Genomic DNA, 24,888 nt, shown 5'->3' on the forward strand with positions numbered 1-24,888 from the left:
CGGCGAATCCGCTGTTGTATGCTTGACCTGCAAGGGAGGCTGTGAGAAAATCACCCTCCAGAAGCCACCTCTTCAATTTTTAACAACAGTTAACTAAATAATGAATCCTGTTACATTCAATTGCACCGTTCTGCGCGACGGGCATCAATCCCTGGCGGCAACCCGCATGAAGACGGCAGACATGCTGCCCATCGCCCCCATTCTGGACTCCATGGGCTTCAGCGCCCTGGAAACCTGGGGCGGCGCCACCATCGACGCCGGGCTGCGCTTCTTGAAAGAATGGCCTTTCGACCGGCTGGACGCCCTGAAAAAAGCGGCCCCCAAGACGCCGCACATGATGCTGCTGCGCGGTCAGAATATCGTGGGCTACACCAACTATGCGGACGACGTGGTGGAAGCCTTTGTCGCCATGAGCGCCAAGCACGGCATGAACATCTTCCGCATTTTCGACTGCGTGAACGACCCGCGCAACATGGAAACCTCCATCCGCGCCGCCAAGAAAGCCGGAGCTCAGGCCCACGGCACCATCTGCTACACGACTTCTCCCGTGCACACCACGCAGACTTTTGTGGACATGGGGCGGGAACTCGCGGATATGGGAGCGGACGCCATCGTCATCAAGGATATGGCCGGCCTCATTCCTCCGTATGTCACCCAGGAACTGGTCAGCGCCCTGAAGAAAGACCTGAACATCCCCGTCTGGATCCACACGCATGACACTGCCGGCCTCGGCGCCTCCACCTACCTCAGCGCCATTGATGCCGGAGTGGACGCGTGCGATGTCTCCATCTCCCCCTTCGCCAACGGCACGGGCCAGCCGGACTGCCTGCGCATGCTTGCCTTGCTGAACGGCAATCCCCGCAAGCCGGATTACGACGCGGACAAGCTCATTGAAGTTTCCGAAATGCTCAAACCCGTCTATGAAGGTCTGGGCAAATTCGCCTCCCACCGCAACGAAGTGGTGGACTCCGACACGCTCCGCTACCAGGTCCCCGGCGGCATGCTTTCCAACTTCCGCACCCAGCTCAAGGAACAGGGCATGGAAGACAAATTTGAGGAAGTATTCGCGGAAATCCCGGTAGTCCGCAAGGCTCTGGGCTGGATTCCGCTGGTGACCCCCACCTCCCAGATCGTAGGCGTGCAGGCGATGCTGAACGTCAAGTTCGGCCGTTGGAAGAACATCACCCCCCAGGCGGCGGACATTGCCCTGGGCTACTACGGCCGCACCTCGGCTCCCGTGGACCCGGAAGTGCAGAAACTCTGCGCGGAAAAGATGGGCAAGGACCCGATCACCTGCCGTCCGGCGGACCTGATCAAGCCCGGCATGGAAGACCTGCGCAAGAAGCTTGCGGAAAAGGGGCTCCCCACGGACGACGAACACTGCGTCATCTACGCCATGTTCCCGCAGCAGGTGGAAGACTTCTACAAAAAGCCGGAACCTAAGGAAGAAGCCCCCGTACAGGTAAACACCGCTCCTGCCGCAACGCCTGCGTCTGCCGCGCCGTCCATGACCGTCATTGACAACGGAATCACCGCCCGGGTAAGCGGCCCTTCCGGTTCCCGTGACCTGACCATCATCATCAACGGCCAGGCCCACTCCGTGAAAGTGGAACGCATCGGCTAAAATCTCCGAAGCATCTGATCAAACCGTTTGCGGGCAGCCCCTCCATAAAGGGACTGCCCGCTTTACTGTTTATTGAGAAACGGCGTTTTCGTCACAGCTCCCGTTATTCCTAAAAACCAGCATCTTTCCGGCCAGTGTCTGGCTGAGAGGCTTTGCCGGAATACTTTTGATGGAACCGGACTTGATGGGGAATGGAAGAGGGTACTCACATTTACAGGAAGTATCTGTATTCGTTTTGCACTGAACATAATTCAATCCCTCAATGGGAATGGAAAAAGAATAAGAGGCGGCAGGAATTTTACCCCAATACTGTTCTTCCACATCCTTGATGGCTTTGTTGCTTTCCTCCAATTGGCTCAAGTTAAAAACATGATCCTTTCCCCAATGACAGGCAACTGCGGTTCCGTCTACTTCCCAGACGTTCAGTAAAACGCACCAATGAGCGTGAATTCCTGAATGATCGGGTTTGCCAGAGGCATCCACGCAAAAAGGAACCATGCAGAGGCCTCCGCCATTCAGCGTTTCAATGATGGAAGTGACGTCACAGGCAACAGACTGACACTTGATTTTGGACGGGGCCAGCTTCTCTATATAAGTGGCCATGCTTGAAGTAGCGTCATATAATTCTCCAATAACGGTTTTCCCGTCCTTTTTGAACTTGTTCCTCAGGGACTCACTAGTCTTGTCCCCGTCTGCCGTGGCGGGGATTTTAATATCATAAAGATATTCTAGGACAAAGGACAAGGCGTAGAGACCGCAGGTCGGCCCCCGCTGGTCCTTGAATTCAACGTTCCGGCCTTCCGGATTGGTAACTGTAATAGACATAATTCAATAATGATGGCGTGGGGATTCATTTCCCGCACGCCATCATCACATCACCGGAACGCGCTTGACGCACGCTCCGCCATGCCTCCGACCATGTTTACTTTCCGGAACATCGCATTCCTCCTCTCGGAAGGGAAATGCTTAGGAAACTTAATTCTCCCAGAAAGCCGCCCTTTTAATATCGGGAATGAAGAAGATGAAAGTTATTCCCCCGCCTGCCTCATCAGGGAAAATTCCCGCCTGGTAGTGCGCCTTACGCGCCAGAGCAGCAGCACCGCCGCTACTGCCAGGCCGATGATGAATCCCGTCCAGATGCCCCGCGCTCCCATGGCCGGGACAATCCAGTCCGTACGGGCAAGGATGTAGCACGCCGGAAATCCTACCATCCAATAAGAGAAAAACGTAATGAAGGTAATGGACGCCGTATCCCGGAATCCTCTCAGAACCCCGACGGAAAGCACCTGCAAACAGTCCGGAAGCTGGTAGGCCGCCGCCAGAACCAGCAGGACGGAAGCCGTGCTGACAATCAGCTCCGAGTCATTGTACAGGTGCACGATCTGCTCGCGGAACAGGGTGATGCCTCCAAAGGTGCACAGACAGATGGTGAGCACCAGCACATAGGAAGACAGAATGGCGGATCTGGTGCCTGCCAGGTCATTCCTGCCGTGATGGTACGCCACGCGGATGGAAGCCGCCAGCCCTACGGAAAGCGGGAGCATGAACACCAGGCCGCCCACGTTCCCGGCAATCTGGTGGCTAGCCACCTGCGTCTCTCCCAGCGGAGCCAGCACCAGAGCCGCCGCGCAGAAGAGCATCACCTCGCACAGCTGGGAAACGCCTATAGGCACGCCCAGCCGCACCAGGTGCGTGATGACGGAAGGCGTAGGCCGCCGCCAGGAAATGATGTGCCTGCGGTACGGCCTGTGCTTGGGATTGAAGTAAACCAGCAGGAACATCAGCAGGAATTCAATGTAGAAAATGACTGCCGTGGCCGCACCGCACCCCGCTCCACCCATGCGGGGAAAACCGTACATGCCAAAGACGAACATGTAGTTCAGGGGAATGTTGAGCAACAGGCCGCACAATCCCACGTACATGGCGGGACGTGTCATGTTGGAGCCTTCGTTCAGGCTCTTCAGGGCCACGAACCCCAGGTTGGCGGGAAGGCCCCACATAATGGCGAACATGTAGGCGGAGGCCATCTGGCACATGGCGGCGTCATCGGAAATCCAGCCGAACACATTTCTCAACACATAAATGACCGGCATGGAAACCAGACTGAGCATGAACGCCAGCCACAGGCCGTGGTTGGTCATGTAGCCCACGCGGCTTTCATGGCTTTTCCCCCGCATGTTGGCAATTACGGGGCCGATGATCATCAACACGCCGCAGGCGAAGAGAGCCACGGGCAGGTACACGGAAGACCCCAGGGCCACGGCGGCCATGTCCGTCACGCCGGCGCGCCCGGCCACAATAGCGTCCACCGCCCCCATGCCCACAATGGAGAGGTTGACCACCAGCACCGGAAGGGCCAGCGGTATCAACTTTTTCATTTCCTTCAAATTCCACGTCTTATTCATTTTTTTATTCCCTTCCATGCATCCTCACTCAAAAAGCCGGAACATGCCGGCAAACAAGCCGGACCAGAGCGGCAGGCTCCAATCCGGCTTTAAAGTTAAAGGTTGCCAACCGTACCGGGCCTCCCGCCCCGTCCGGGCATTCAGCGGTCAAGCACCACACGAGCGCATTGTTCAGCCACCTGGCGGAACGCGGCGGAAACCGGATTCTGCCCGGGCTCTTCCAGGGCCACGGGGCGGCCTTCGTCCCCGCCGGAGCGGGTGGAAATATCCAGCGGAATCTTGCCGAGCAGGGGCACTCCCAGCTTAGCCGCTTCCCGTTCGCCGCCTCCTTCGCCAAAGATATGGTAAATCTTGCCGTCAGAGGGGCACTGGAAATAACTCATGTTTTCAATTATGCCCAGAATGGGGGTTTCCACCCGTTCAAAGAGACCGATCGCCTTGCGGGCATCAATCAGCGCCACTTCCTGCGGGGTGGTCACCACCACCACGCCGTCCAGTTCGGCCGTCTGGACAATAGTCAGCTGAATGTCTCCGGTGCCGGGAGGCAGGTCCAGAATCAGAAAATCCACATCCCCCCATGCCACGTTGCGCAGGAACTGCTGGACGTAGCGTGTCGCCAGGGGACCGCGCACCGCCACAGGATCGGATTCATTAATCAGCAGCCCCATGGAAAGAAGTTTCACGCCATGGGCCGTTACCGGGATAAATTCGTCATTCTCATTGGCTCCGGGGCGTTCCTTGGTGCCGAACATCAGGGACATGGAAGGGCCGTAAATATCCAGGTCCACCAGACCGACGGAATACCCCAGCTTGCTCAGAGCCACCGCCAGGTTCGCGGAAACGGTGGATTTGCCCACGCCGCCCTTGCCGGAAGCCACGGCAATGACATGCTTGGCTCCGGGAACGGAGGATTTCCAGGTAGAGGGGTCGTCATTGATTCCCTTCCTGGCTTCCGGAGCCTTATGCTCGATATTGACGTCACAATGCTTCACGCCGGGCAAATGTTTCATCACGCCGTGAACGCCTTCAAAAATGTAACGGGGAATATCCGCATTCTTGCTCTCAATCACTAAATCAATCGTGACGTTGTTTTCAGCGTCAATGTCAATCTTTTTCACCAGCCCGAAAGATACGATATCACGGCTGAACCCCGGAAATTTTACCGTGGTCAGCGCAGCCCGTATCAATTCCGGAGTCAATTCCTGTTGTGTCGTCATATATCTGAAATATTCATGGTTGCATCAACATTCCGGCCCCGTGCCTCCGGCATGCAGAATGCTCCGGAATATGAAAAAAGGGGACGGCAAAACCGGGAAGTAAAAATACTCCCTTTTTTATTTTTGACAACGCCTAATTCAGACAAAACGGCTTTTTGCCCGCCGGATTTGCAATGACCCGGATACTAAGAAATGGCGGGACGGCCGCAGCCCCGCTATTGGTGAAATAAAAAACAGGAGGGAGGGGGAAAATTTATTCCCCCTGCTGCTTCAGTGTCTCCCGGATATCCTGGAGAGCGGCGATGAAATCATCCAAAATTTCCGCAGGCACCATAATCCGGTCCCGGTTGGAGCTCACCTTTTCCGTAATACGCACCACTTTGCCGCGCGCATTCTGTTTGAGATCAAGAAAGAACGTCTTGCGTTCCGCAATGATTTTTTCTGTACAAATAATATCGTCCTCCACGGCTGTAATCTACCTCTGGTTGAATGAGGATTTCAGGATAAAGCTTCCCCGCTGGCGGGTCAATGTTTTATTTACCCCGGCAGATGCGGCCGGGAAGCAAAAACCGGAAAAATAACGGTATTTTTCCGGCAGGGCATCCGTTCTTCGGGCAAACTGGCAGCAATCCGGCGTCCCGGCGTTAACTGCGGCAACGTGATTGACCAACATGAATGGAGAACAGGAAAGAACACAGGAGCCGTCTCAAAAAAGAACACTGTCGCCCGGGCCTGTTCACGAAGCTCATTGATCCTCTTCCTGTTCATTTTGAGCCATCCAACCGGCAGGAGGAGCTTTTTCCGCCCTTCAGCTTCCGGCCCGCCCCACGCAAGGGAACGGGAAGAAAATGGAAAAGCCATGAGAACCGCCCACGTCCCCCGGAAAGGAGCGCCGCCCATCAGCATTCCGCACGCCATCTGGCCTGTTCCGTCTTGTAGAGCTTGTACGTGACGGCGTCCGCCAGGGCTTCCAGGCTGGCCTCAATAATGTTGTAGGAAACGCCCACAGTGGTCCAGGTGGCGACGCCGTCCGAGGACTCAATAAGCACGCGGACATTGGAGCCGGTTCCGTTTTCATCCTCCGCCTCCGGAATGTTCGTCCGGGTGGGGGAAAGCACGCGCACCTTGTAGTCGATGAGGTGCATCTGCTCCAATTCCGGATACCAGCGCGTCAGGGCGCGGCGCAGAGCCCTGTCCAGCGCATGCACGGGGCCAAAGCCCCCGGCGGCGGTGTGCTCCACATTGCCGTGGACATCCAGCTTGAGGGAGGCTTCCACCATCATGTCCGGGTCCATTTCATGGCGTGAGGTCAGCACCACAGTGCGCAGGATGTTGAAATACGGTTTCAAGGCATTGTCCGGCATGTGCCGCAGGAAGAGCAGCTCCGCGCTGGCCGGGGCGGCCACGTAATCATACCCCAGCGCGGCATTTTTCTTCACGGCGGCGGAAAGCACGTCCAGAAGGGGGTCTCCCTTTTCCAGTTCAAAACCCAGGGTGCGGGACAGGGAAAGGATGTTGCTCCTGCCGCCCTGCTCCGTCATCAGCACGCGCTGGGCGTTCCCCACCAGGGAGGGGTCGATGTGCTCGTACAAAGCGGCTTCCTTCATGATCGCGCTGACATGCACTCCGCCCTTATGGGCGAACGCGGCGTTCCCCACGAAGGGCTGCCGCCGGAAAGGCGCCAGATTGGATACTTCCGAGACAAAGGCGGCAGTGGATTTGAGCCGCGTCAGGGAGGCGCCGCTGAGGCAGGAAAAGCCTTTCATCTTCACCTGGAGGTTGGGGATGACGGAACAAAGATTGGCATTTCCGCAACGCTCCCCGATGCCGTTCACGGTCCCCTGCACCTGGATGGCTCCGCTGTTTACCGCGGCCAGGCTGTTGGCGACGGCCAGTTCACAGTCATTGTGGGCGTGGATGCCCAGAAGGGCATGCGGCAGGCGTTCCCTGACCGTCCTGATAATGGAGCTGATTTCCTCCGGCATGGTGCCTCCGTTGGTATCGCACAGCACCAGGCAGTCCGCTCCATGTTCCCAGGCTGTCCGGAGCACAGCCAGGGCGTATTCCTGATCCCGCTTGAAGCCGTCAAAAAAGTGTTCTGCGTCAAAAAAGGCTTCTTCCATATTTTTCTTAAGGAAGGAAATGGAATTGCCGATGATTTCCAGATTGCGTTCCCGGGAAATGCCCAGGGCCACTTCCACATGGCGGGGGCAGGATTTCCCAAAAACCGCGGCCACCCGCGCACCGCTGGATATCAGGGCGGTCAGCGTGGGGTCCGTCTCCGGAGTATGGGAAGGATGGTGCGTGCTTCCAAAGGCGGCCAGCTTTGCATTCCTTAGTCCGACACCTCTCATGGCGTTGAAAAATTCCGTTTCCACCGGATTGGCGCCGGGCCAGCCGCCCTCAATGTAATCCATGCCCAGATAATCCAGCTGGCGGGCGATGCGGACCTTGTCCGTCGCGCTCAAATTGACGTCTTCACTCTGCGCGCCGTCCCGCAACGTAGTATCATAGAGAAAGATTTTGGTGGACATCCCCTTGATTCATACATGCAAACGGGAAGCCGTTCAAGACCGGGCCCCGGCTTTTCCCCTGATGCAGACACGAAAAGCGCAAGGCTTGAAGGAGAAACCTGCTTCCGGTAGGATGGCCGCCATGAGTTTACTCAGGCAGTCTCTTCATCTCTTTTTCCTCTTCCTCTCCGTGGCCCTTCCCTCCCCGGCGGCCACTTCCGCCCACCCTTTCCTGGACAGGGAGCGTCCCATCCGCTGGAGCCGGCTGACCCAGGACAAGCTGGAACCGGATATTCAGGAAGCCATGCGCCTCACCCGGACAGCCATAGAGGAAATCAGCCGCCTCCGTCCGGAAGAAATGACGTATGAAAATACGTTCGGCGCGCTGGAGAAAAGCAATGACCTCCTTACGGAAGGCATGTGCAAGGCTTATGTCCTGAAAAGCCTGTGCGACAGCGGGGAACTTCGCAAGGCCATGGATTCGGTCGCTCCCCGCGTGTCCGCCTTCCTTTCCTCCGTCACGAAAGACCAGGCCCTGTGGAAAGTCCTGAAAACCGCGGAGGAACGCCTGCGGCAAACTCACCTGAACCCCGAACAGGAACGGTACATGGAGCTAAGCATGCAGAGCTTCCGGGATAACGGCGCTGATCTGCCGCCGGACAAGCGCGCACGGCTTGAGTCCATTGACAGGGAACTGACGCTCGCCTCCCAGCGTTTCAACAATTTGTATATGGATGCCAGGAAATCCTGGACCTGGACGGTGCGGAACGCCGCCCTTCTGGAAGGGATAGACGGAAGCGCCCTGCAGCAGGCGCGTGAAGAATTTCTGAAGCGCCAGCCCGGCCAGTCCGGTCCGGGCTGGACGTTCACGCTTGATTCCGCGGCTTCCGCCCGGGTCATGGAAAAAGCCCGGAGGGAAGAATGCCGGAAAGATTTATGGGAACACCGCCAGTCTCTGGCTACGGGAACATGCGACACGGAACCCGTCATCAGGGAAATCCTCTCCCTGCGCCGTGAAAAGGCGCATTTGTGCGGATATAAGGAATACCCGGATTACGCCCTGCGCGAGAGCATGGCGGAAAACGGGGAAAACGCCATAAAGTTCGTCAATGAGCTGCTGGACAAGATCAAGGCCCCCTTTTTCCGTGAAATGGAAACGCTCCGCAGCCTGAAGGCCCGCCTTACGGGGCAGGAAAACGCCCGCCTGAATCCCTGGGACGTGGCATATTACGCCAATCTCCGGGCAGAAGAACATTTCCGGCTGGACCAGGAGGAGCTGCGCCGCCACTTTCCCCTTCCCCGCGTGCTGGACGGCCTGTTTTCCCTGGCGGAGCGGCTGTACGGCATCCGCGTGAAGGAAGTTCCGGCGCGGCAGTCCCTCTCCGGCATCCCGGCAGGCGAATCCGCCGGAACCGTGGAAGTATGGCATCCGGACGTACGCTTTTTCACGATTGACGACGGCAACGGCAACCAACTGGGTTCCTTTTACCTGGATCTTTTCTCCCGTAGCAATAAACGGGCCGGAGCGTGGATGAACACCCTGGATACGGGCAGCCCGTCCACGCCGGAGACCCCGGGCAAGCCGCGCCTGGGCATGGTCTGCCTCAATATCCATCCCCCCGCGGCAGGAGACACGGTGATACTGTCCCACCGGGAAGTCAGGACTTTATTCCATGAGTTCGGCCACTTGCTGCACCTGATGTTTACCAGGGTTTCCATTCCTTCCCTGGCGGGGACCAGCGTGCCGCGGGATTTTGTGGAAGTCCCCTCCCAATTCATGGAAAACTGGTGCTGGCGGCCGGACGTGCTGAAAAGCTTTGCGCGCCATGAACGAACGGGACTCCCCATTCCGGAGGAAATGCTGAACTCTCTGGACGCCTCCCGCGGCAATACGCCTGCCCTCGCGCTGGCCGGGCAGCTCCTGTACGCAAAGATGGACCTGGCCGTGCATTCGGAACCGGAACGCTTCTCCGCCGGCTCTCTTGATGATGTGGATTCCGCCGTAGCGGGAGATATGGATTATTTCAAAGATTTCAAAAGAGCCGGCAAGCTGCGCACGGCGCGTCACTTGTTTTCCTCTCCTGCGGGCTATGCCTCCTTTTATTTCTCCTACCAATGGGCGGAAGTTTTGGACAAAGATATTTTTGAAGCCTTTGAACGGGCCGGAGGCCAGGACAGGGAAACGGCAGGAAAATTCCGGAAAACCATTCTGGAAAAAGGCTATGCTGTCCCGCCCATGCGGCAGTTCATGGATTTCATGGGAAGAAAGCCGCGCATGGACGCCATGCTCCGCAAGAGGCGGCTGGCATCCTGAAATAAAGGAGCCCCAAACCGCAGCAGCCTCTTCCGCGCGGCACAGAGGCAAGTCACATATTATACATTTGTTTAATTAAATTATCCCTTCATTATGCAAAGGTTACAGATATTTTGCAGAATTCAGAACACATCTTTGCGTTGACTTTGCAAGAAAAAGAAGAGAAAATTCTTCCGCTTTGCCGCATCTTCCGGCACCAGCCGCAACCAACCGCATTCATTTATGTATAATAAGCCTTTGACGTTTGCCGCAACAACCCTGCTCCTTTGCTCCCCGGTGATGATATTAACTTCCTGCGAAGGGGAAAAGGATTCCGCAGCCCAGGCGCCGGCGCTCGTTCCCGAAGTGCAGGTGACCAAACTGGTCACGAAGGATGTTCCCATCAGGCAGGAATGGGTGGGCACCCTGCGCGGCACGGAAGATGCCGAAATCCGCTCCCAGGTGACGGGATACCTTCTTTCCAAGGATTACCGGGACGGCGCTTATGTCAAGAAGGGCCAGGTGCTTTTCCAGATTGATCCCCGCCCGTTCCAGGCAACGCTGGACCAGGCCCAGGGGAGACTGGAACAATATGAAGCCACGCTGAAAAAATACAAGCTGGACGTGGAACGCTATACCCCGCTGGTGAAAACCGGCTCCGTCAGCCGCAAGCAGCTGGACGACGCCCTGCAGCAGGTCCAGGAAACGGAAGCCGCCATCGCCACGGCAAAGGCCCAGGTGGATGAAGCAAAAATCAATCTTAAATTCACCACCATTACAGCCCCCATTTCCGGCCTGGCCGGCCTGGCAACCCCTTCCATCGGCAACCTGCTGACGCCCTCCAGCCCCACGCCGCTGACCACCATTTCCTCCATTGACCCCATTCGGGTGGATTTCTCCGTAAGCGAACGGGACTTCCTGAACTCCATGGACAATAATCTGACCAGGCAGAAGCACCTCAAATTTGACGTGATTCTTGCCAACGGCACGGAATATCCCATGCAGGGCGAACCCGTGGCCATTGACAGGAATGTGGATGCCCAGACCGGTACCATCAACATCGTCGGGCATATTCCCAATCCGAACCTGACGCTGCGGCCCGGCATGTTCGTCCGCGTCCGCGCCACGGTGAAAACGCTGGAAAACGCCGCGCTGGTGCCTCCGCGCGCCATTCTGTCCGCCCAGAGCGCCAAATTCATCATTTACCTGGATGACAAGAACATTCCCCACATGCAGGTCGTCAACCTCGGCCCCGTTGTTGACGGCATGCAGGTAATCAACATCATTCCCATGCCGCACTCCACCTTCACGAAGGACAGCCCCATCGTGGTGGAGGGAATCATGCAGGCGGCCAAGGTGCAGGGACAAGCCCCCGTCAAGCCGCTTCCCTACAAGCCCGTAGTTTCCCAGCCCGTCATGCCCTCCATAGGGGCCCAGTCCTTTGAAAAGGCCAGGACGCCAGAAGGCATGAAGGATGGAGAAGCCCAGCCGTCCGCCAAGTAACCTCCCTTATCCGGAGACCCACCATCTTCCCTTTTCCCGCGCATTTTCATGATTTAACGCCATGTCCAGCTTCTTCATCAAACACCCGACCATTGCCATCGTCATCTCGATCGTGATGATCCTGCTCGGCGGCCTGTCCCTGATGGGGCTGCCCATTGAGCAGTATCCGAACATCGTCCCGCCCACCATCAAGATGCAGGCGACCTACCCGGGCGCGAATGCGGAGACGGTGGCCAATTCCGTAGCCTCCCCCATTGAGCAGTCCATTTCCGGCGTCGTGGGGATGGATTACATGACTTCCACCAACGCCAACAACGGCATTTGCTCCCTGAGCATCGTCTTTGAAGTTGGCACGGACCCCAACATGGACCAGACTCTGGCCTACATGCGCTACGGGCAGGCCACCGCCCAGATTCCCGCGGAGGTCTCCCAGATGGGCATCACCATCACGCAGTCCACAGGCAGCCCGCTGGCCGTAATCAACCTGTATTCTCCGGATGACAGCCTGAACGCCATCTTCCTGAGCAACTATGCCTACGTGAGCCTGGTGGACCCCGTGAAACGCGTTCCCGGCGTGGGCGACGTGCAGGTGTTCGGCGCAGGCCGCTACGCCATGCGCATCTGGCTGGACACCACCAAAATGGCCGCTCAGAACATCTCCGTGGGAGAAGTCCAATCCGCCATCCAGGCGCAGAACACCGTGATTCCCGGCGGCCAGATCGGCGCGGAGCCGGCCCCTCCCGGAACGGAATTCACATACAGCATCCAGACCAAGGGACGCCTTCAGACGGCTGAAGAATTCGGCAACATCATCATCCGTGCGGACGGGAACAAGCTTCTTTACCTGAAAGACATCGCCAAGGTGGAGCTGGGTTCCCAGACTTATAACGTATCCAGTAAATACAACGGCAGGGATTCCGGCGCCATCGCCGTGTACGCCGCTCCCGGCTCCAACGCCATCAACACAGTGGACGCCCTGGTCAAGCTCTTTGAAGACCGCTCCCGCAGCTTCCCCGCCGGAATGGAATACAACCTGACGCTGGACACCACGCTGGCCGTGCGCGCCTCCATTGAGGAAATTGAGCACACGCTGCTGGAAGCCCTCCTGCTGGTGGTTCTGGTGGTGTTCGTCTTCCTGCAAGGCTGGCGCGCCACGCTGATTCCGGCCATCGCCGTTCCGGTTTCCATCATCGCCACCTTCGCGCTGTTTCCGCTCCTGGGCTTCACGTTGAATACCATCTGCCTCATGGGCATGGTGCTGGCCATCGGCCTGGTGGTGGATGACGCCATTGTGGTGGTGGAAGCCGTGGAATCCCACATGGAGCGCGGCCTCACGCCCCGCCAGGCGGCCTTCGCCGCCATGGAGGAAGTATCCGGCCCCGTCATCGCCATCGCCCTGGTGCTGGCGGCGGTGTTCCTGCCCTCCCTGCTGCTGCCGGGCATTACAGGCACGCTCTTCCAGCAGTTTGCCGTGACCATCGCCATTTCCATGCTCATTTCCGCGTTCAACGCGCTGACGCTCTCCCCGGCGCTGTCCGCCATTCTGCTCAAACCCAAGGACCCGACCAAGGGCGGCCCGCTGAAATTCTTCTACCGCGTTTTCAACCGCAGTTATGACGCCACGGCCAGTGGCTACACCAAAGTGTGCCACTTCCTGACCCGCAAGCTCATCATCTCCATTCCGCTGCTGGCTCTGATCGCCTACGCGATTGTCCCCGTAGCCAAGAAAATCCCCAACGGCTTCCTGCCGGACGAAGACCAGGGCTACCTGTTCGCGGCCCTGATCATGCCGGAAGCCCGTTCCCTCCAGCTGACTACGGCCGCCGCGGACAAAGTTTCCGAACTCATCCGCCAGAACCCGAACGTAAAAGACGTGATTGCCATCTCCGGCTTCAGCCTGCTGACGGGCGTGCAGAGCACGAACAACGCCTTCTTCTTCGTCATGCTCAAGCCCTGGGAGGAACGCCCCAATCCGGACCAGAGCGCCCAGGCGGTCACCGCCCAGCTGAACGCCCTGCTGACCACGAAAGTTTCCGAAGGCATCACCATGTGCTTCCAGCCTCCGGCCATTGCGGGGGTAGGTTCCGCCAACGGCGTCACCTTCATGCTGGAAGACCGCGACGGCAAGGGCACGGAATACCTGGCGGAACAAACGGACATCTTTGTGAAGGAAGCGAACAAGCTTCCGATATTCGACCCGAACAACAACGGCGGCGTGCGCAGCGTGATGTCCTTCGCCGTGGAACAGAAAGATGTGCGGCTGGATGAAGAAAAATGCGCCACGCTGGGCGTCAGCATCAGTGAAGCCAACAGCCTGCTCCAGGCCTACATGGGTTCCCTGTTCATCAACTACATCACCCTTTACGGCCAGCAGTGGCAAGTGTACATCCAGGCGCAGGGCAGTGACCGCACCGGAACGGACATGCTCAAAAACTTCTACGTGAAGAACAACACGGGAAGCTCCGTCCCCCTCTCCACCCTCGTGAAAATCACGGATATCAAAGGGCCGGAATTCCTGCTGCGCCAAAACCTGTACAACTCATCCAAGCTCATGGTCACGCCCGCCCAGGGCTACTCCAACTCCCAGGCCATGGAGGCGCTGGAAAAAACCTTTGAAGCCAGCATGCCTTCCGACATGGGCTACAGCTATGCGGACATGAGCTACCAGGAACAAAAAATCCAGAACGGTATCGGCATCGTGCAGATTTTCCTGCTCTCCTCCGTCTTTGTCTTCCTGATTCTGGCGGCCCTGTATGAACGGTGGTCCCTGCCCCTCAGCATCTTCATGACGGTGCCCATCGCTGCCCTCGGCGCGTTCCTGGGCCTGTACTGGTTCGGTTATGAATTGAACCTGTACGCGCAAATCGGCCTGGTGATGCTCATCGGCCTGGCGGCCAAGAATGCCATTCTGATTGTGGAATTCGCCGTCATTGAAATGGAACGCGGCAAAACGCTGATGGAAGCGACGCTTTCCGCCGCAAGAATCCGCCTGCGCCCCATCCTGATGACATCCTTCGCTTTCATTCTGGGCTGCGTTCCGCTGGCGCTGGCCTCCGGTTCCGGCGCTTATTCCCGCAATATCATCGGAATCGTGGTCATTGCCGGGATGACGATGGCGACGGTCGTGGGCATTTTCCTGATTCCGTGCTCCTTCTACTTCATCATGAAGCTCTTCCGCGTACGCATCGCCCGGAAGACGGTGGAAACGGAAGACCCGGACGAAATCATCGCCCGCAAACACCTGTTCCACGAAGCCCATGAATCATTAAAAGGGTAAAACCGCCCCTGCAACCATCTAAAAACAGACTAAACGCATATGCGAACAAACCCATACATCACACGCGCCATCCTGCTGGGAACGGCTTTTGCCGCCTCCTCCTGCATGATGGGCCCCGACTTCAAACCGGTGGACATGCCCATGCCTGCGGCATTCAGGGGAGCCCCTGCAGCGACGGAATCCATTGCGGACCTTCCCTGGTGGAAAGTTTTCAAAAACAAGGACCTTCAGGACCTCCTGACGGACACCTACAATAACAACCGCGATTTGAAAGCTACCATGGCGCGCGTGGAAAAGGCACGCCAGTACATCACCATCACGGAGGCCCCGCTCTTCCCGTGGGCGGATTATTCCGGCTCCGTCAGCAAAGGCTCCAACTATACCGGCGGCAGCATCGCCCAGACTACCGGAACCACACTGACGCCTGGAGCGATTGATGCCGGCATTTCCTGGGAACTGGATATCTGGGGCAAAACGCGCCGGATGACGGAAGCGGCCCGCGCGGATTATCTGGCTTCCGACGAAGGCCAGCGCGCGCTCATGCTTTCCCTGCTCCGCCAGGTGGCGGACTCCTACCTCCAGCTCCTCCAGCTGGACGAACAGCTTGCCATCGTGCAGAAATCCGTGGAATCCTATTCCGAAAGCCTGCGCCTGTTTGACGAACAGCTTGAAGGCCAGGTAGGCGACAGGCTTCAGGTGGCTTCCGCCAAGGCGGCTCTGGCCTCCTCCCAGGCCCAGATTCCCGCCATTCAGGTGCAAATTGCCAATCTGGAAAATGCAGTCTCCGTCCTGGCCGGACGCGCTCCCGGCCATATCCGCCGTTCCGGCAGCACCCGGGACATCGCCTATAACGTCAAGGTTCCCGCCGGCATTCCGGCCTACATCCTTTCCAGAAGGCCTGACGTCCGCCAGAGCGAATACCAGCTGCGCGCCGCCAATGCGGAAGTGGGCGTGGCCATTGCCAATTACTTCCCGACCATCTCCCTGACGGCGGCGGGCGGCCTCGCCTCCGCGGATCTGCGCCACGTGCAGGGGCGCCGCGGCGGCTGGGGCCTGGGAGCCAATCTGACCGGCCCCCTCTTCCAGGCGGGCAAGCTGACGGCTTCCGAAAAGGCGGCCAAGGCCGAATTCCTGGCGGCCAGAAACGATTATGAACAAACGGTTCTCAATGCCCTGGCGGAAGTTTCCAGCACGCTTATCCAGAGGGACAAGCTGCGCAGCATCACCGCCACCCAGTCCGAGGCCGTGGAAGCCTACCACACGGCGGTGAAACTCTCCTTTGAACGCTACCGCACGGGCCTTTCCAATTACATTGAAGTATTGTACGCCCAGCAGAACCTGTACCCCGCTCAGATTCAGCTTTCACAGTATTATTACCAGCACGCCAGCACGCTGGTTTCCCTGTACACGGCCCTGGGCGGCGGCTGGAACATGAGCCACAAGGCTATCATGGACGGCCCTGCCAGGCAGTAAAACGCGCCCCTTAAAACAGGGAATTTTCCTGACTGTTTTTTCATCCTCCGGCAAGTACGGCTTGCCGGAGGATTTGTTTTCCGGCCATGGGGAAAACGCCGGTTCTCCAACTGCCTCCCCGTCCTGTCCGGAGACTGCGGGCCTCCTTCACCCGGCCGCAGGAACCGCGGGCCGGGAACGGAATTCCCAACGGAGAGGCCCTTTCTCCTGTTCTTCCTCACATCCGGAAAGTGCAAGGTCTCCAGCTGTCCCCCTCTCTTCTTTCCCCGCAGAAACGGAGGCCTTGTCGGAATCGATTCAATTTCCGCCCACTCACGGTCAACAGGCCGCGGAACAATTTCATTTCGTTTTTCAGGAATGAATGACCGTTGCTCCCGATATTCCATCATTTCCAATAAGGCAAGGCATCTCCTGCTTTTTTATCCCTGATGTTCAACCTCCTGCCGGATTCCTAATCCGTTTGCGGCATCCTGCCCTTCCAACAGGAGTCAAGGCAGGAAAATCATGGCAAAAGAAATGGACCGGAAAAGACCAGCACCCGGCAATACTAATGAAAGTTAATGCATTACATCAAATAACACACTTATCATCAATATTTTTAATTGTTGGCGGATTAGGAATCCGATAAAAAGCGGAATCCCTTTATGCAAGGGCTTTTCTACCAATTGACATGAAGACTAAATATCTTGCCCTCCTGATCGCCGCCATGGGAAGCAGCCTGTCCTTCGGGGCTTCCATCGACGGCCTGGACGCGGCTTATTCAAAAGATTCCACCGTCTATGACGGAACCTCCGGCGATGCGTTGACTGTATCCTCCCCCACGACTATTGGCGTAAACAACACCGCCCACTGGACAATGGCTTTCACGATTTCCGGTCTGGGAAGCACTTCAGAGTCAAATGTAGGATTGCTGTTTACCTATAATACCGGCTCTTACAAAAATCTGGAAGGGTTGGGGTTTCAACTTTCGGAGTCAGGAGATCTCACCCTGTGCGCCGGAGGTTTTGCTTACAACGGAGGCTCTAATTCCTCCCCCTGGAAAGCACAAACGTTTTCCGATTATTCCACCAGCAAGCCTCTGACCCTGTTTTACACATTCAATGCAGGGAATGTCTCTATCTCCGCCATGCTGGGCAACGACACATCCACACTGACCACGCTGACCACATTGAGCAGCGGCGCTTCCTTCAGCAACCAAAACATGACCCAGATCAATTTTTCCGCCAAAGACGCCTCCGGAAACACATGGAGCGCTCCGAACGGAATCACGGGAGAATACACCTTGAATAATTTTGACCTGTACACGGCCGTTTTGACAGAAGACCAGATGAGGGAATATGCCCTGAGCGCCGTTCCGGAACCGGCTGCGGCCTCTCTCGGCCTGCTGGGGCTGGGTATCTTTCTGATGCGCCGCCGCAGGGCCTGACTTTTTCCTTATCGCGTCCATTCCTGCTCCGTTCAGGGATGGACGTTTTCTTAACTCTTTTTCAAATATCCTTTTCATTTTTCCTTGACGCTCTGATGAAAATCCGGCTCCCTCTCCCCCTCCTGGCTGCCCTGGCGGCGGCATTTCCCGCAGCAACCGCCGCCCCGGCGGGCACGGAACTGGGAAACGTCATGTACGTAGGGGACTCCATCACCCACGGGGTCAACAGCGCCTCCTACCGCTGGGCCCTCCATAAAATATTTACAGACAACGGTATTTCCTACCAGGCGGAAGGAGTCAAAACCGGCAATTATTCCGGGGGCGTTACTGCGGGGACCTCCTACGGGGGCCAGATATTCAACAATGAACATTCCTCCCAGGCAAGCGCCAGGGCCTGGGAAATATCCGGCAGGAACAGCGGAAGCAGGTTTGACGGCTCCAACATTTACAACTGGCTGGGGCTTTCCGGCACCAAGGCAAACGGAAACGCCTATTCAGGCCAGACATTCACCGGGGACAATACGCCGGATACCTTTTTCATGATGATCGGCACCAACGATCTCCTTTCCGACGGAAACAACGCCACGCTGGCGGACCGCCTTGACTCCGTTTCCCAAAACCTCCTGAACGATATGGACACCATCGTGGAGGCCATGTTCCAGGCCAATGAACATGCAAATGTCATCATCCTTACCATTCCCTGCTGGACCCGGCATTCCAACGGCAATTCGGACGCCACCCACCAGGCCGTGGCTGATTACAATGATCGTCTGAAAACATGGGGGAATGGCAGGCAGAACGTCACGGTCATTGACATCAATGCCGGCCTCATTGACGTAACATCCTCCACGCCGTTCTACGGCGTGAGCTCCATGTTCAACAACCCCGGCAGCGACGGCCTCCATCCCAATGCCCAGGGAGATCTGCTTATGGCCGGCAATATCGCCAGGGCCATGGGCTATGCGGGGCGCACCGCCGGACAGGAAAGAAAAGACGCTGGCGGCCTGGCCATCAATTTTCACCAGGGCGGGCAATCCCCCGCATGGAGCTCGAACAGCCAGTTGGAAAATAAAGGGTTTTCCCTCGCCAACGTTACTGTGGACGAGAACGGCATCAGCCTGGGGCAATCCGGGGAAAGCTCCATTTCCTATTCCTGGGCGGAAGGGACGGAGCTGCAAAACGGCTTCACCTTTGATTGCAACCTGGTTCTGGGAAACGGCGCAGCAGACGGATGGGATACTGCCTCCGATTTCAGCATCAGCCTGGGGAACAGCTCCTTTTACGGCACGCTCAATATTAATGAGGCCTACATCAAATGGGGCGATGCCATTCTGTATTCCCTGGACATGTCCGCCAATGCGGAAAACCTGCGTATGGCATATATCTGCGGCAATGATATGGAAGGACTGAAAGGCGGTTATTACGTCTGGCTGGGAGACATGCTGATTGGGGAAGCGCTTTCCGTTACCTCCGGCTCCGGCTGCAACGGCCTCACCATTCAATACAACGGCAGCGGAACCGCTGTTCTGCACGACCTGGCCCTGGACGGCACGGGTTCCTATGCCCCTGCCACTTCCGGAATGCTTAACGCGGAAAAGTCTTTTATTTCTTCCGGCTCCTTCACCCAGGGTGGAACACCGGAAGGCAATATTGAGTGGAAAACGGAGGGATTCACCAAAACCGCTGATAATCTGGCCAGCTCCGGTACCTTTAATGCCCGCTCCCAGGCGGATTCCTCCGCAGGGGGAACGGGGAATTCCGTAAACGTCTCCATTACCTCCGGAAACGCCACTCATATTTATGCGAACAGCGGCAACTACACGGGAGACGTCTGGCTGACCATCTCCAAGGAGGGACAGGCCTCCGCCTGGTACGGAGCTCACGGAGCTTCCGGCACGCTCAACGGGAACGCCTTCCTCCGTTTCACGGATGCCGCCACAGGCGGAAGCACGGTCTTCGGAGCCGTGAACGCCGCCGGCGTCACCGGAAACGTTTATCTGGAATTCTCTGCGGAAAACGCCTCCTTCGGCACCTTTACCAGCAGTAATTCCTCCTCTGTGGTCGGCTCCTATGCCACGGATATCCAGGGGAATGTGGACATTGTGGTCAACTCCGGCACCTTCAACCATCAAATCATGGGCGGCATCTTCGCAAATGCCAGGACCGGAACCACCACCATTGGAGGAAACACGCATGTTTACATCAACGGCGGCTCCGTCACCGGAAATGTTATGGGCGGCGGCCTGACAGGCTCCATTTCCGGCGGCGCCAACGTCACCGTCACAGGCGGCGTTATCAGCGGTTCCGTTTACGGCGCGGGCCAGGGCGGCTCCATCCTGGCAGGAAGCTCGGTTTGCTTGACAGGAGGCCTGGTTAAAGGGGACGTCTACGCCGGAGGCAAGGCGGGTTCCATTCAGGGGGACACGTCCGTCACCATCACCGGAAACACGGCCACGCTTTATAACGGGAGCTCCTGGGGCAGCATCTCCGGCGGCGGTTCCGGCGGAACGGTGGAGGGAAACTCCACCGTACGCATCCAGAATCTTTCCTCAGGAACGACGGCCTACGGCTTTGACAAATACGCCGGAAACATCAGCGGAGGAACCAACGTAAGCGGAGACAGGAGCCTGGTGCTGGACCATGTAACCGTGGACAGCCTCCTGGCTTCCCTGAGTGACTTCACCCATATCTCCGCCGTCAACCAGACCCGCACCTCGCTGGATTCCCTGGGCGAGGCGCTCACCGTAACCATTGAGGCGGGAAGCAGCCTTATCCTGAACGGAACCTCTGACCTGACCACGCTTATTCTGGGGGAACACGCCTCCCTGACGCTTCAGGGGCTCACCGCAGATGCGGTCATCGTGGACATTACGGGAACAACCAATTACACACTCTCCCTGACAGAGATACCTGCCAGCCTGGACAATATCAAATTCCTGAACGACGGCGTTCTGTACGACGCGGCCATGTCCATGGATCTTCAGGCCAATTCCGCCATGCTTTTCGCCCAGGTGCCGGAACCCGGAAGCGCCGCCCTGGCCCTGGCAGGACTGGCCCCCCTCCTGTGGAGGAGGCGCAGAAAAATGTCCCATTGAGGCCCTTCGTTTTCTTCAGGCCCTGATGGACAAAAGAAGCCCCCGCCGGCGCAACGCCGGCGGGGGCTTCCCATGCGGAAAAACGGCGGAGAAGAAAAGGAAAAGCATCCACCCCTCCCCGGGCGTTTTTCATGGAACGGGGGGATCAGGCCCCTCTGTTTTTAAACAGTTCCAGTGCAAGCTGGGACCAGGTCTCCAGTTTCTCAAACATTTCCCCGGACAATTCCTCCGGAGAAACAAAACGGAGATTGGCCAGAGCCGCTTCATTCGCGCGCACACGATCCGTATCCAGCTCAAACAGGTGGACAATGCCCAGATGCACGGCCCCCACGTCATTGGTATCGTCATTAATCACGCCGAGAACCCGCTGGGTGCAGTTCCCGTCAATAACCAGTTCCTCGCGGATTTCGCGCTCCACTCCGGCCAGATAGGTGGAAACGTCGTCATGGCCGGATTGGCGGTCCACCGGATTGATATGGCCTCCGATGCCAATGGAGCCCTTGTCATGCAGGCGGGCCTCGCCGCCGGAGCCTCCGCGCGTGTAATGCAGAATGCGGCCCTGGTGGCAGAAAATGGCATAGGCGATGATCTGTTTGTGGGAAGGATCATTTTCCGCAGCCTCCCGGTCCATGAACGAGGCGACGCCCGGCTTCATGAACGCATTCAGATAATGATCCCCGCCTTCCCGGTGTCCCTGGAAATAACCCGCTTCCTCAAAGGCGGCGCGGGGAACCACCAGAACCTGTTCTCCATGGTAACGTGACATGGAAACACCCTACCCGTTTTCATCCCGCGCTCAACAAAAAAGGCGCTGAAACGGCAAATTTGCCCCTTCCTTCAGGAAGGCGCGGGCTGCCCCTCCGCATCAGGAGACATCCTTCACTTCCACGCCATGATTCCGGAACCTGCGCATGATGCTTTCCAGCTGTTCCACATCCATGAGATGGAGCGGCAGCCACAGCACCAGCTTCTTGCCGAACAGGAACAGCAGCGCGTGGCGCGTCCTGCACAACGTGGAAAAACGGTCGTAGGGAATATTCATGGGGGCAACGCCCTTGCTGGAGAACGTCAGGTAATCCTCATGAAAAACGTAATCCTTTTCCTGATGGTACATGGGCACCTTTTTATTGGCGGCCAGAGCGGCCTTTGCCAGAAAGGGGACGTAAAACCAGGACAGGATAATCGCCATCAGCGCCCCGGCCAGGGACAGCCAGGCGAATAAGGGCAGTGGGCGCAGGGAAAAGGAATACAGCGACATCAATACAAAAAAGGCCGTAATGGCCAGGTCCAGCGGCTTTTTCCACCTGGGGCGCACCGCATGGTACCATGCCACCAGCACCTGGGTTGCCAGGCGGTCGGAAGGTACGGGCTTGACGAGTTTGATGACTTCTGAATCCTGCATCATGGCGGCAGGGTATCTTCATTCCCGCTGAAGAAAAAGCCTAAAAGCAGGCTCTTCCGCCGCCATTGTGTCAAAAAAGCCCCTCCGGAAAGGTCTCTTCCCCCCTTTTTCCCGCCTCCCATTCACGGGGGAAAGCCTCCTTCCCCCGTATGCAGGCCAGAATTTCCTTGATAATCATGCCTCCCTTCATAGAATGAAAAACCAAAAGCCTTCAGAAGACCCGGTGGCAGACAATCTTCAAATTCACGTACGCACGTTCCAGCCCTCAACCACTCAGGCACAGGCTCTGGAAACCCTGACGGATTCCATGGCGGAAGTCCTTGACGACCGACAGCTAAGACACATCAAGAATGCGGTTCTTCTGCGTGAGGAAACGCAGACCACCTATCTGGATCACGGCCTGGCCGTCCCCCACGGACGCACCAGCGCGCTGGATTCCATGCAGGTCACCGTAGGCATCAGCCCAGAGGGCGTCCTCTGGCCGGACGATTCCCGCAACGCTCATCTCATTGTGATGCTGGGCGTGCCCGCCGCCATGGTGACCGGCTACCTGACCACCATGCAGAAATTGCTGCGGTGGCATAAAAACGCCCCCCTGGGCCCCAATGGGGAATGGACGGGAGATGAAGCCAGTCTCCTGGCGTCCCTTCAACAAGCCCTGCAATGACGGACAAGAAAAACCAGCCTGCGGAAAAGACGCGCCTTTCCTGGTCATGGCTGCGCATGGCGTTGAGCCTGCGTGAAAAAATCAAGCTGGGGGACAAGCAGGTCATCTTCATCTGGGCGGTCGTCGTCGGAGCGCTGGGTGCCCTGATGGCCCTTGTCTTTGAAATGGGCGTGGAACTGGTGCAGGACGTCCTGACGGGGCGGACCAGCTACAGGCAAATTCAGGTCTTTCAGGAAATGGCCAACCAGGACCCGGCCTGGTGCATCTTCGTTCCGGCGGCGGGCGGCCTTTTGGCGGGGCTTACGCTTCTCTTCACCCACCGCTTTGTGCCGGCCAAGGCGACGGAATACATGGAAGCCGTGGCGCTGGGCAATGGATACGTGCCTCCCAAGCCCAGCCTTCTGCGTTCCCTGTCCGCCGTTTTCTCCGTAGGTTCCGGCGCATCCATCGGCCGTGAAGGCCCGCTGGTGCAGGCCGCCGCCGTAGCGGGCTCCGCCCTGGGGCGTTTCTTCCACCTCTCAGCTCCTCGTCTGCGCCTGGTAGTGGCCTGCGCCGCCGCCTCCGGCATGTCCTCCGCCTTCCATACGCCCCTGGCGGGCGGTCTGTTCGTAAGTGAAATCGTTCTGGGCGCGCTGACTATTGATTTCCTGGCTCCCCTGCTGGTTGCCAGCTGCGCGGGGTACTTTACTATGGGCCTGTTCCATGAACCCGCCCCCATCTACCAGCTCCAGCAGGAAGTTTCTCTGGCGGGCAATCAGCATGTGCTCTGGTGCGTGCTGCTGGGAGCCCTGGCCTCCCTGGTCGCCAGTTTCTGGCTCCTCATCCTCAAAAAATCGCGCCGGTACCTGAACGGCAAGCGCCAATGGCTGCCCGTGCGCCTGACGGCGGCAGGCGTGCTGGTGGGAGCCATCGCCATCTTTTACCCGGAAATCGTAGGGAACGGCAAAAATATCATCACCTCCCTCATTCATTATGAATTCGACGCCGCGAGAGCCGCCGTCCTGCTGTTCCTGAAAATATTCACCGTCGCCATCGTCTTCGGCGTGGGAACCGTGGGGGGCGCCCTGACCCCCAGTCTGACTATCGGGAGCGTCTGCGGCTTCCTGTTCAGCGCGGCTCTTACCCAGCTGGGGGTGCCCGGGGACCATGCCATCGCCTATTCCCTGGTGGGCATGGCCGCCTTTTTCACTACAGCTGCGAACGCCCCGATCACCTCCCTGGTGCTGGTGGTGGAATTCACCATGGCCGGGCAAATGATGTTCCCCCTGATCATCGGCGTGCTGGTTTCCTATGGAATGGCCAGGCTCACCAAAGCCCAGTCCATGTACCATGATTCCCTGGCCTTCGGCCCCAGAAGCACCTTTGACAAACCCCTGGCCCAGGTACAGCTTCAGGATGTAGCGCGCAAGGATCCGCCCGTGGTGCATCCCCTGGACAAATTCGGCACCATTGCCGCCATGCTCATTAAAAACCCGGCCCAGCCCATCTTCGTCACTTCCCCGGCCGGCAAATACCTGGGAAGCGTGGTGGCGGAAGACGTGGCGGCCTTTGCCCGCAACAAGGAGCTGGCCCAGGCCGTACTGGCCATGGATGTACTGCGCAGCGACATGCCTACGCTTCCCGCGGACATGCACCTCCCGGAAGCCCTGGGTATTTTCTCCCGCCCCCACTGCGCGGAATCCCTGGCCCTTGTGAACCCGAACAACAATCTGCTGCTGGGCGTAGTCAACAAGACGGACCTCTACCTAGTGCTCTCTGAAATCATGCGCAGGGAAAAACTGCAATAAAATCTGCCTTGCCGTGCTGTATCCGTTGAAATACCGGAAAAAACGCCGCTCCCTTCCGCGGTTTGCGGGAAATGCCCGTTCAAGGCCGAACACCCTTCCCGTCCAAAAGGCAATTTCCCCATTCTTCGTGTCTGCAGCGTCCAGCCTTCCTTTCACGCCCTAATCCGGGCATGACCTCCGGGGAACGACGCATCCGGGGCTCCGTT

16 protein-coding genes are annotated in these 24,888 nt (G+C 57.7%); 9 read left to right on the forward strand and 7 right to left on the reverse strand.

The window, feature by feature from the left end; genetic code table 11:
• The first annotated feature begins 100 nt into the window (after positions 1–100).
• The gene (locus AMUC_RS10850) at positions 101–1,624 is read left to right on the forward strand and encodes a pyruvate carboxylase subunit B (protein ID WP_012421058.1); all 1,524 of its coding nucleotides are present in this window, start codon (positions 101–103) and stop codon (positions 1,622–1,624) included.
• A 69-nt stretch (positions 1,625–1,693) separates the two neighbouring features.
• Here AMUC_RS10850 and AMUC_RS10855 read toward each other — a convergent pair whose 3' ends face one another.
• The 5 genes from AMUC_RS10855 to cimA form a co-directional block, all read right to left on the reverse strand.
• A complete protein-coding gene (locus tag AMUC_RS10855) occupies positions 1,694–2,449 on the reverse strand; it encodes a hypothetical protein (RefSeq protein WP_012421059.1) in 756 nt (251 codons plus the stop codon).
• A gap of 203 nt (positions 2,450–2,652) precedes the next feature.
• Positions 2,653–4,029, reverse strand: a complete 1,377-nt coding sequence (locus tag AMUC_RS10860) for an MATE family efflux transporter (protein ID WP_042449312.1) — start codon at positions 4,027–4,029, stop codon at positions 2,653–2,655.
• A gap of 140 nt (positions 4,030–4,169) precedes the next feature.
• A complete protein-coding gene (locus AMUC_RS10865) occupies positions 4,170–5,246 on the reverse strand; it encodes an Mrp/NBP35 family ATP-binding protein (RefSeq protein WP_012421061.1) in 1,077 nt (358 codons plus the stop codon).
• Positions 5,247–5,499: 253 nt separating this feature from the next.
• Positions 5,500–5,712 (reverse strand): DNA/RNA-binding protein, encoded by a 213-nt coding sequence (locus tag AMUC_RS10870; RefSeq protein WP_012421062.1) that lies wholly within the window; start codon positions 5,710–5,712, stop codon positions 5,500–5,502.
• A 433-nt stretch (positions 5,713–6,145) separates the two neighbouring features.
• Positions 6,146–7,780, reverse strand: a complete 1,635-nt coding sequence (gene cimA, locus AMUC_RS10880; RefSeq protein ID WP_012421063.1) for a citramalate synthase — start codon at positions 7,778–7,780, stop codon at positions 6,146–6,148.
• A gap of 121 nt (positions 7,781–7,901) precedes the next feature.
• Between cimA and AMUC_RS10885 the strand changes: the two genes are divergently transcribed.
• The 6 genes from AMUC_RS10885 (at position 7,902) to AMUC_RS10910 (ending at position 20,826) form a co-directional block, all read left to right on the forward strand.
• Entirely contained in the window at positions 7,902–10,073 is a 2,172-nt protein-coding gene (locus AMUC_RS10885) for a M3 family metallopeptidase (RefSeq protein ID WP_157738291.1), read from the forward strand.
• Between the two features lie 222 nt (positions 10,074–10,295).
• Positions 10,296–11,555 carry an efflux RND transporter periplasmic adaptor subunit gene (locus AMUC_RS10890; RefSeq protein WP_012421065.1) on the forward strand — a complete coding sequence of 420 codons (1,260 nt, stop codon included), beginning with the start codon at positions 10,296–10,298 and terminating at the stop codon, positions 11,553–11,555.
• Positions 11,556–11,616: 61 nt separating this feature from the next.
• Entirely contained in the window at positions 11,617–14,832 is a 3,216-nt protein-coding gene (locus AMUC_RS10895; RefSeq protein WP_012421066.1) for an efflux RND transporter permease subunit, read from the forward strand.
• A gap of 39 nt (positions 14,833–14,871) precedes the next feature.
• Complete coding sequence (locus tag AMUC_RS10900) at positions 14,872–16,305, forward strand: efflux transporter outer membrane subunit (RefSeq protein WP_012421067.1); 1,434 nt, start codon at positions 14,872–14,874, stop codon at positions 16,303–16,305.
• 670 nt (positions 16,306–16,975) lie between these two features.
• The gene (locus AMUC_RS10905) at positions 16,976–17,731 is read left to right on the forward strand and encodes a PEP-CTERM sorting domain-containing protein (protein ID WP_012421068.1); all 756 of its coding nucleotides are present in this window, start codon (positions 16,976–16,978) and stop codon (positions 17,729–17,731) included.
• Positions 17,732–17,826: 95 nt separating this feature from the next.
• A complete protein-coding gene (locus AMUC_RS10910; RefSeq protein ID WP_157738292.1) occupies positions 17,827–20,826 on the forward strand; it encodes a GDSL-type esterase/lipase family protein in 3,000 nt (999 codons plus the stop codon).
• A 145-nt stretch (positions 20,827–20,971) separates the two neighbouring features.
• Here AMUC_RS10910 and AMUC_RS10915 read toward each other — a convergent pair whose 3' ends face one another.
• Positions 20,972–21,592 (reverse strand): hypothetical protein, encoded by a 621-nt coding sequence (locus tag AMUC_RS10915; RefSeq protein ID WP_012421070.1) that lies wholly within the window; start codon positions 21,590–21,592, stop codon positions 20,972–20,974.
• Positions 21,593–21,691: 99 nt separating this feature from the next.
• Entirely contained in the window at positions 21,692–22,231 is a 540-nt protein-coding gene (locus tag AMUC_RS10920; RefSeq protein ID WP_012421071.1) for a hypothetical protein, read from the reverse strand.
• Positions 22,232–22,421: 190 nt separating this feature from the next.
• Here AMUC_RS10920 and AMUC_RS12210 point away from each other — a divergent pair, with 190 nt between their 5' ends.
• Together AMUC_RS12210 and AMUC_RS10930 are read left to right on the forward strand one after the other, a co-directional pair.
• Positions 22,422–22,895 carry a PTS sugar transporter subunit IIA gene (locus AMUC_RS12210; RefSeq protein ID WP_012421072.1) on the forward strand — a complete coding sequence of 158 codons (474 nt, stop codon included), beginning with the start codon at positions 22,422–22,424 and terminating at the stop codon, positions 22,893–22,895.
• Positions 22,892–24,682, forward strand: a complete 1,791-nt coding sequence (locus AMUC_RS10930; RefSeq protein ID WP_012421073.1) for a chloride channel protein — start codon at positions 22,892–22,894, stop codon at positions 24,680–24,682. The genes AMUC_RS12210 and AMUC_RS10930 overlap by 4 nt, the downstream gene beginning before the upstream one ends.
• The last annotated feature ends 206 nt before the right edge of the window (positions 24,683–24,888 follow it).

The organism is Akkermansia muciniphila ATCC BAA-835 (assembly GCF_000020225.1).
Classification (GTDB): domain Bacteria; phylum Verrucomicrobiota; class Verrucomicrobiia; order Verrucomicrobiales; family Akkermansiaceae; genus Akkermansia; species Akkermansia muciniphila.

Excerpts from the sequence above, each read along its gene's own strand:
- AMUC_RS10850 (WP_012421058.1), top strand. The coding sequence starts at position 101 with ATGAATCCTGTTACATTCAATTGCACCGTTCTGCGCGACGGGCATCAA.
- AMUC_RS10855 (WP_012421059.1), bottom strand. The coding sequence starts at position 2,449 with ATGTCTATTACAGTTACCAATCCGGAAGGCCGGAACGTTGAATTCAAG.
- AMUC_RS10860 (WP_042449312.1), bottom strand. The coding sequence starts at position 4,029 with ATGAATAAGACGTGGAATTTGAAGGAAATGAAAAAGTTGATACCGCTG.
- AMUC_RS10865 (WP_012421061.1), bottom strand. The coding sequence starts at position 5,246 with ATGACGACACAACAGGAATTGACTCCGGAATTGATACGGGCTGCGCTG.
- cimA (WP_012421063.1), bottom strand. The coding sequence starts at position 7,780 with ATGTCCACCAAAATCTTTCTCTATGATACTACGTTGCGGGACGGCGCG.
- AMUC_RS10885 (WP_157738291.1), top strand. The coding sequence starts at position 7,902 with ATGAGTTTACTCAGGCAGTCTCTTCATCTCTTTTTCCTCTTCCTCTCC.
- AMUC_RS10890 (WP_012421065.1), top strand. The coding sequence starts at position 10,296 with ATGTATAATAAGCCTTTGACGTTTGCCGCAACAACCCTGCTCCTTTGC.
- AMUC_RS10895 (WP_012421066.1), top strand. The coding sequence starts at position 11,617 with ATGTCCAGCTTCTTCATCAAACACCCGACCATTGCCATCGTCATCTCG.
- AMUC_RS10900 (WP_012421067.1), top strand. The coding sequence starts at position 14,872 with ATGCGAACAAACCCATACATCACACGCGCCATCCTGCTGGGAACGGCT.
- AMUC_RS10905 (WP_012421068.1), top strand. The coding sequence starts at position 16,976 with ATGAAGACTAAATATCTTGCCCTCCTGATCGCCGCCATGGGAAGCAGC.
- AMUC_RS10910 (WP_157738292.1), top strand. The coding sequence starts at position 17,827 with ATGAAAATCCGGCTCCCTCTCCCCCTCCTGGCTGCCCTGGCGGCGGCA.
- AMUC_RS10915 (WP_012421070.1), bottom strand. The coding sequence starts at position 21,592 with ATGTCACGTTACCATGGAGAACAGGTTCTGGTGGTTCCCCGCGCCGCC.
- AMUC_RS10920 (WP_012421071.1), bottom strand. The coding sequence starts at position 22,231 with ATGATGCAGGATTCAGAAGTCATCAAACTCGTCAAGCCCGTACCTTCC.
- AMUC_RS12210 (WP_012421072.1), top strand. The coding sequence starts at position 22,422 with ATGAAAAACCAAAAGCCTTCAGAAGACCCGGTGGCAGACAATCTTCAA.
- AMUC_RS10930 (WP_012421073.1), top strand. The coding sequence starts at position 22,892 with ATGACGGACAAGAAAAACCAGCCTGCGGAAAAGACGCGCCTTTCCTGG.